Annotated in this window: 6 protein-coding genes; 4 read left to right on the top strand and 2 right to left on the bottom strand. The window is 69.3% G+C overall.

What is annotated here, in order from left to right; translation table 11 throughout:
- Positions 1-433 (top strand): dihydroxyacetone kinase subunit L (locus tag ASF65_RS05945; RefSeq protein WP_055886553.1); only part of this gene is annotated, 433 nt, incomplete at its 5' end.
- Positions 434-889: 456 nt separating this feature from the next.
- Positions 890-1,540, top strand: a complete 651-nt coding sequence (locus tag ASF65_RS05940) for a hypothetical protein (protein ID WP_055886550.1) — start codon at positions 890-892, stop codon at positions 1,538-1,540.
- Here the strand turns inward: ASF65_RS05940 and ggt are convergent.
- Positions 1,534-3,279, bottom strand: a complete 1,746-nt coding sequence (gene ggt, locus ASF65_RS05935) for a gamma-glutamyltransferase (protein WP_055886547.1) — start codon at positions 3,277-3,279, stop codon at positions 1,534-1,536. The two genes, ASF65_RS05940 and ggt, sit on opposite strands and share 7 nt — an antisense overlap.
- Before the next feature lie 137 nt (positions 3,280-3,416).
- Between ggt and ASF65_RS20755 the strand changes: the two genes are divergently transcribed.
- Positions 3,417-3,572, top strand: coding sequence for a DUF1127 domain-containing protein (locus tag ASF65_RS20755; RefSeq protein WP_082505213.1), 156 nt, complete (start codon positions 3,417-3,419; stop codon positions 3,570-3,572).
- Between the two features lie 4 nt (positions 3,573-3,576).
- Here the strand turns inward: ASF65_RS20755 and ASF65_RS05930 are convergent, their stop codons facing one another.
- The gene (locus ASF65_RS05930; protein WP_055886545.1) at positions 3,577-4,581 is read right to left on the bottom strand and encodes a M23 family metallopeptidase; all 1,005 of its coding nucleotides are present in this window, start codon (positions 4,579-4,581) and stop codon (positions 3,577-3,579) included.
- Positions 4,582-4,761: 180 nt separating this feature from the next.
- Between ASF65_RS05930 and pncB the strand changes: the two genes are divergently transcribed.
- Positions 4,762-6,066, top strand: coding sequence for a nicotinate phosphoribosyltransferase (gene pncB, locus ASF65_RS05925; protein ID WP_055886542.1), 1,305 nt, complete (start codon positions 4,762-4,764; stop codon positions 6,064-6,066).
- Positions 6,067-6,102: the final 36 nt, after the last annotated feature.

The raw sequence follows: 6,102 nt of genomic DNA, 5'->3' as shown, positions 1-6,102 counted from the left end.
GGTGCTGATGGGCGAGATCGGCGGCTCGATGGGCCCGCTCTACGGCATGACCTTCACCGAGTTCGCGGAAGCCATCGAGGGCCGGGAGGCGATCGACGCCGCCCTGTTCTCGACCATGCTCCACAAGGGTCTCGAGGGCGTGCAGTCGATCGGCTCGGCCAAGGTCGGCGACAAGACCCTCCTCGACACGTTCGTGCCGGCGGTCGAGGCGTTCGATGCGGCGACGGCCAAGGGCAAGTCGTTTGCCGAGGCGCTGGATGCGCTTACAAGCGCGGCCGACACGGGGCGCGACTCCACGATCGACCTCATGGCGAAGATCGGCCGGGCGAGCCGCCTCGGCGAGCGCTCGCGCGGCGTGCTCGACGCGGGCGCGACGTCCTGCGCGATGATCCTCGGCACCCTGGCGGACGGCGCGAAGGCCCGGCTCGGCTGACACGGGCTTCGCGCAACGCGGACGAGTTGCCTGAGGGGGAGGGGCTGCGGCGCCTCCCCTTTTTCGTGTCCGGTTTTCGCGTGCCAGCGTGTCCCCAACGAAAAAACGCCCTGCCGGGGGAGGACCGGCAGGGCGTCATGGGTAAAGCCAGCGTGGGAGGAACGCGGGCTTCGATCCGCTTCGGTCGTTGGGAGGAGGATGACCGATGCGAAACTCTCGAGCGGTGCAGCCAGGTCCCGAAGGATTGTCCGTGCCGCTCTGTTGAGCTGAATATAAGAGCCCCTCGCGGAATGCTGTAGTGCAAAAAGCGCATAGCTGCATTGCGGCATAAGTCTGCGGATTTCCGATCTGGGGCGAAGTTGCCACAGGAGTGTAGGCGGCTCTTCATCATTCCGTCATACGGGATGACAGGCACCCTTATGGATTCTAGCGTGTCGCCCAGACTAAGGGGACACGATGCCACATCTGGAATTTCGAGACGGCTTCGCCAGGCTTCTGGCGGGCGCGGTGGGACTCACGCTGGCGGGCGCGCTCGTCGCGGCCTGGCTTCTCGGCTTGCCGCTGGCGGGACATGAGAACGGCCCGCTGGAATGGACGCAGGAGGCCGCGCTCCTTGCCGCCGCCGTTTTCTCGGGCGCGGCGGCGCTGGGCCTGCGGGGCGCCGAGCGTCTGGCCGCCTATCTCGCGACGCTCCTCTATCTCGTGTTCCTGTTACGCGAACTGGAGCTGCCGCCGACCGGGCCGGTGACGACCTATCTCGCGTCCGACGCCTTCCGCTGGCACGAGGCGCTGGCGCTGGCGGTCCTCGTGCTCCCCTGCCTCGTCGTCGGATGGCGTCACTGGCGCACCGTCCGTGCCTACGGGCTCAGCTTGCAGGGCTGGCCTTTCGCGGTGGCGGCCGGTCTTGTCGGCCTCGGTGCCGTGTTCGACGGTGCGCCGCATTTTGGCGGCGTCGCCTGGCTCGGCACGTTCCTGGAGGAAACGGCCGAGCTTCTCGGCTATGTCGTGCTGGCGACCGCGGCCGGCTGGGTTCTCGCCGGCATCCGCAGCGAGGCGACGACGGGTGCCGTCGCCCTGCGAGCCGGCGAGCCGGTCGTCTCTCAGTAGCCGATCGCGGCGCCCGCGGTCGCACGGCTGTCGATCGCGCCGAAGAAGCGCTCCTTCGACGACGGGTCGCGCGCGGCAAGGCTCGGGCCGCCGATCAGGATGCCCGCCGCCTCGCCCCAGACCGGCCAGTCCGGGTCCTCGGCGACCTCGTGGCCCTTGGCGGCCAGAAGCGCGATCGTGTCGGGCGACAGGGCGTGCGGCTCGATCGTGATGCGGTCCGGCTGCCACTGGTGGTGGATGCGCGGTGCGTCGATCGCCTCCTGGATGTCCATCCCGTGCTCGATGACGTTGAGGATCGCTTCCAGCGTGATCGTGATGATGCGCGAGCCGCCGGGGCTGCCGATTACCATCAGCGGCTCGCCGTCCTTCGAGACGACCGTCGGGCTCATCGAGGAGAGCGGCGACTTGCCCGGCTCGATCGCGTTGGCCTCGCCCTGCACGAGACCGTAGAGGTTGGGTACGCCGGGCTTCTGGGTGAAGTCGTCCATCTCGTTGTTGAGGAGGACGCCCGTACCGGGTGCCACGACCCGCGCGCCGAACGAGCCGTTCAGCGTGTAGGTGACGGCCACCGCGTTGCCGTCCTTGTCGACGATCGAATAGTGCGTCGTCTCGTGGCTTTCGCCCATGCCGGCCGGCTTGAGGTCGGCGGAGACGCCCGCGCGGTTCGGGTCGATCTTGGCGCGGATCTCGGCCGCGTGCTCCTCGGACAGGAGCTTGTCGACCGGGTTCTTGACGAAGTCCGGGTCGCCGAGCGCCGAGTTCCGGTCGACATAGGCGTGGCGCATCGCCTCGGCCATCAGGTGGACGGTCTCGGCCGAGCCGAAGCCGGTATAGGCGATCGGGTAGGCCTTCAGGATGTTGAGGATCTCGCAGATGATGACGCCGCCCGAGCTCGGCGGCGGCGAGGAGACGATCTCGTAGCCCTTGTAGTCGCAGCGGATGGGCGCAAGTTCGCGAACCTTGTAGCCCTCGAAGTCCGCGGTCTCGAGAATGCCGCCGTGGGCCCGCGAGGCATCGACGATCGCCTGCGCGGCCGGCCCGCGGTAGAAGCCGTCGGGTCCGCGTTCCGAGATCGTCCGCAGGACGCCGGCGAGATCGCCCTGCACCAGCCGCTCGCCGACCGCATAGGGCGTCCCGCCGCTCTTGAGAAAGATCGCGGCGGCCGCCGGGTCCTTGGCAAGGTCCGCGTTGCCCTCCCGGAAGCTCGCGACGTCGCCGGGCGAGAGCGCGAAGCCGTCGCTCGCGAGCCGGATCGCCGGGGCGAGGAGGTCGGGGCGCTCGCGCGTGCCGTAGCGCTCGCGCGCATACTCGAAGCCCGCGACCGAGCCGGGCACGCCGACCGCCAGATACCCGTCGGTGGACAGGCCCTCGACCGGGTTGCCGTCCCGGTCGAGATACATGTCGCGCGTCGCCCGGCCGGGCGCGCGCTCGCGGAAATCGATGAAGGTCGAGCGCCCGTCCTTCAGGCGGATCGTCATGAAGCCGCCGCCGCCGAGATTGCCGGCGGTCGGATAGGTGACGGCGAGCGCGTAGCCGACGGCGACCGCGGCATCCACCGCGTTGCCGCCCGCCTTCAGGACCTCGACGCCGACCTCGCTCGCCAGCCGCTGGGCGGTGACGACCATGCCGTTCTCGCCGGCGACCGGCGCGGGCGAGGCGGCAAAGGCGGCAGCGGTCTGCAGGAGGCAGAGCGTCAGGACGCCGGCTCGGCCGGCGCGCGCAAGGCGATGGATGGACATCAGAGGCTCCCCGATCTCTTCGACCCGAAGGAGGATGACCCAAGTCGGCGGCGCTGTCGAAACGAAAGCGACACGGGAGCTGTCGTTCGCATGAAACCGATTGTGGGCAGAGCGAGGCCGATCCGAAGGAGGACGCCATGCTCGCCCGCTTCAGCCGCTTCGTCACCGCCCGCCGTCGCCGCCGCAGGGCGCTCGACGCCATCCGTCACCTCGACGCGCGGCTGCTCGCCGATGTCGGTCTCCGCCGTGCGGGTGCCGACGGGCCGGTCGAGCACCTTCCGGCCGCCGGCTGACCCGTCAGCCCTTCACGTCGATCCGGCGGCTCTCGGACACCACGGTCTCGCCGCTCCGCACCACATCGACCGACACGGTCCAGACGCCGGGGGCGAGGGGGCGCTTGCGCCCGGCAAAGGCGGAATAGGCGGCCTTGCTGCTGTCGACCGGCGGGCTCGATCCCTCGTAGAACGGCGTGCCGTCCGGAGCCGTCATGCGGAAGGCGAGCGTGTCGCCCTTCGACAGGTTGTTGACCCAGGCCCAGACGATCGCCGCATTGCCGCCGGCCGGCGGGGTCGGCGGCCCGCCCTCGACCACGAGGCGCGCGTAGTCGACGGGCGCGGCCGCAAGGCCGAGGCCGAGAACCGCGGTCGAGCCCTTCGAGAGAGCCGCGACGGCCGCCGGATCGAACAGCGTGCCGGCGAAGGCCGGGCCGGACGAGCAGCCGGCGCCCACCGTTCGCCCGCTCGCCGGATCGATCTTCTCGCCGTCGCGGCGCACCGACAGGTGGACATGCGGAAACTCGGCGGCGCCCGACGCGCCGATCTGCCCGAGCACCGCGCCCGCCTCGACCCGGTCGCCGGTCTTCACCCGGATGCTGCCGCGTCGAAGGTGACAGACCTGCGTTTCCCAGCCGTCGCCGTTGTCGATCACGACGCCGTTGCCGCACTCGACGCCCTTCACGCTGTCGCGCGATTGGCGCGTCGGCCCGATCAGCCGGTCGGGCATCGCGTCGCGAAAGCCCTTCACCGTGCCGGCCGCGGGCGCGACCACGGCGACGCCCTGCGCCACGTCGGCCATGGAGCGCACGCGAATGTCGAGCCCGTCGTGCCCGTCATAGGCGGCCATGCCGCAGAAAGGGTCGCTGGCGCCGGGGCCGGCGTCCATGTCGGGCCACTGCTGGACGAAGCACTCTTCCCCGATCGCGCAGGCGACGGGCAGACCGAGCCGGAATTCGGCGCGGGCCGCCGGGATGCCGGTCCCGAGCGCCGTGGCGGCAAGGGCGGCGATGATCGCGTGGCGTGTCATGGGTGGGGTCCGCTCCCGTCAGGTGTCCCGTCACCGAGGCGTCGGCTGCAAATCGGGCACAGGCATGGCGGGAACCGCTCGGGCAGGGGCCATCCGGGGCCTCGGAGGGTTTGTCAGGGGCTTGCGCGTTCGGCTAAGGGTCGGACGCCCCACGAGCGCCAGCGCACGCCAGGACGAATCATGGTCGCCATCGACATCGCCACCCGGGTCTGGAACCACACGTTCAAGCTCGACCCCATCGTCCGCTCGCTGCTCGATACGGACTTCTACAAGCTCCTGATGCTGCAGATGGTGTGGGGGCTGCACGGCGACACCGACGTCACCTTCCGCCTGATCAACCGCACGAAAACCGTGCGCGTCGCCGACGAGATCGACGAGGGCGAGTTGCGGGCCCAGCTCGACCACGCGCGCTCGGTCCGGTTCTCGAAGCGCGAGATGATCTGGCTCGCCGGCAACACCTTCTATGGCGAGCGCCAGATCTTCCGGCCCGCCTTTCTCGAGTGGCTGAAGGACTTCCAGCTTCCGCCTTACGAATTGTCCAAGCGCGACGGCCAGTACGAGCTGATGTTCTTCGGCCGCTGGACCGACACGATGATGTGGGAGATCCCCGCGCTCGCCATCATCAACGAATTGCGCTCGCGCGCGGCGATGAAGACCTACCGCCGCTTCGAGCTCGACGTGCTCTACGCCCGCGCCAAGGCCAAGATGTGGGAGAAGGTCGAGCGGCTCGACAAGCTGCCGGCGATCCGCATCTCCGACTTCGGCACGCGCCGTCGCCACTCGTTCCTCTGGCAGCGCTGGTGCGTCGAGGCGCTGAAGGAAAAGCTCGGGCCCCGCTTCATCGGCTCGTCCAACGTGCTGTTGGCGATGGAGGCCGATCTGGAAGCCATCGGCACCAACGCGCACGAACTGCCGATGGTCGCCGCCGCGCTCGCCGACACCGAGGCCGAGCTGCGCGAGGCGCCCTATCAGGTGCTGGAAGAATGGCAGAGCTGGTATGGCGGCAATCTCCTCGTGGTGCTGCCCGACGCCTTCGGCACGGCCTCGTTCCTCGAGCGCGCGCCCGACTGGGTCGGCGACTGGACGGGTTTTCGCCCCGATTCCGCCCCGCCGATCGAGGGCGGCGAGGCGATCATGGCGTGGTGGCGCTCCAAGGGCATCGATCCCCGCGAGAAGCTTCTCGTCTTTTCCGACGGGATGGACATCGGCACGATCGAGGAGACCTATCGCCACTTCGATGGGCGCGTGCGCATGAGCTTCGGCTGGGGCACCAACCTCACCAACGACTTCCGCGGTGTCGCGCCGGAAGAGAACTTCGGCCTTCACCCGATCTCGCTGGTCTGCAAGGTGATGGAGGCGAACGGCCGCCCGGCGGTGAAGCTGTCCGACAATCCGGCCAAGGCGACGGGCCGGCCGGAGGACATCGAACGCTATCGCCGGGTGTTCGGCACGGCGGCGAAAATTCCGCGCGAGGTCGTGGTTTGAGAATATCCTCCCTTCAAGCCCGAGGCATCTTCGTGC

Origin of the sequence: Aureimonas sp. Leaf324 (assembly GCF_001423245.1) — a bacterium.
Lineage (GTDB): Bacteria > Pseudomonadota > Alphaproteobacteria > Rhizobiales > Rhizobiaceae > Aureimonas.
The sequence above is the reverse complement of the archived record's forward strand: the minus strand, read 5'-3'. Positions and strand labels throughout refer to the sequence as shown.

Excerpts from the sequence above, each read along its gene's own strand:
- ASF65_RS05940 (WP_055886550.1), top strand. The coding sequence starts at position 890 with ATGCCACATCTGGAATTTCGAGACGGCTTCGCCAGGCTTCTGGCGGGC.
- ggt (WP_055886547.1), bottom strand. The coding sequence starts at position 3,279 with ATGTCCATCCATCGCCTTGCGCGCGCCGGCCGAGCCGGCGTCCTGACG.
- ASF65_RS20755 (WP_082505213.1), top strand. The coding sequence starts at position 3,417 with ATGCTCGCCCGCTTCAGCCGCTTCGTCACCGCCCGCCGTCGCCGCCGC.
- ASF65_RS05930 (WP_055886545.1), bottom strand. The coding sequence starts at position 4,581 with ATGACACGCCACGCGATCATCGCCGCCCTTGCCGCCACGGCGCTCGGG.
- pncB (WP_055886542.1), top strand. The coding sequence starts at position 4,762 with ATGGTCGCCATCGACATCGCCACCCGGGTCTGGAACCACACGTTCAAG.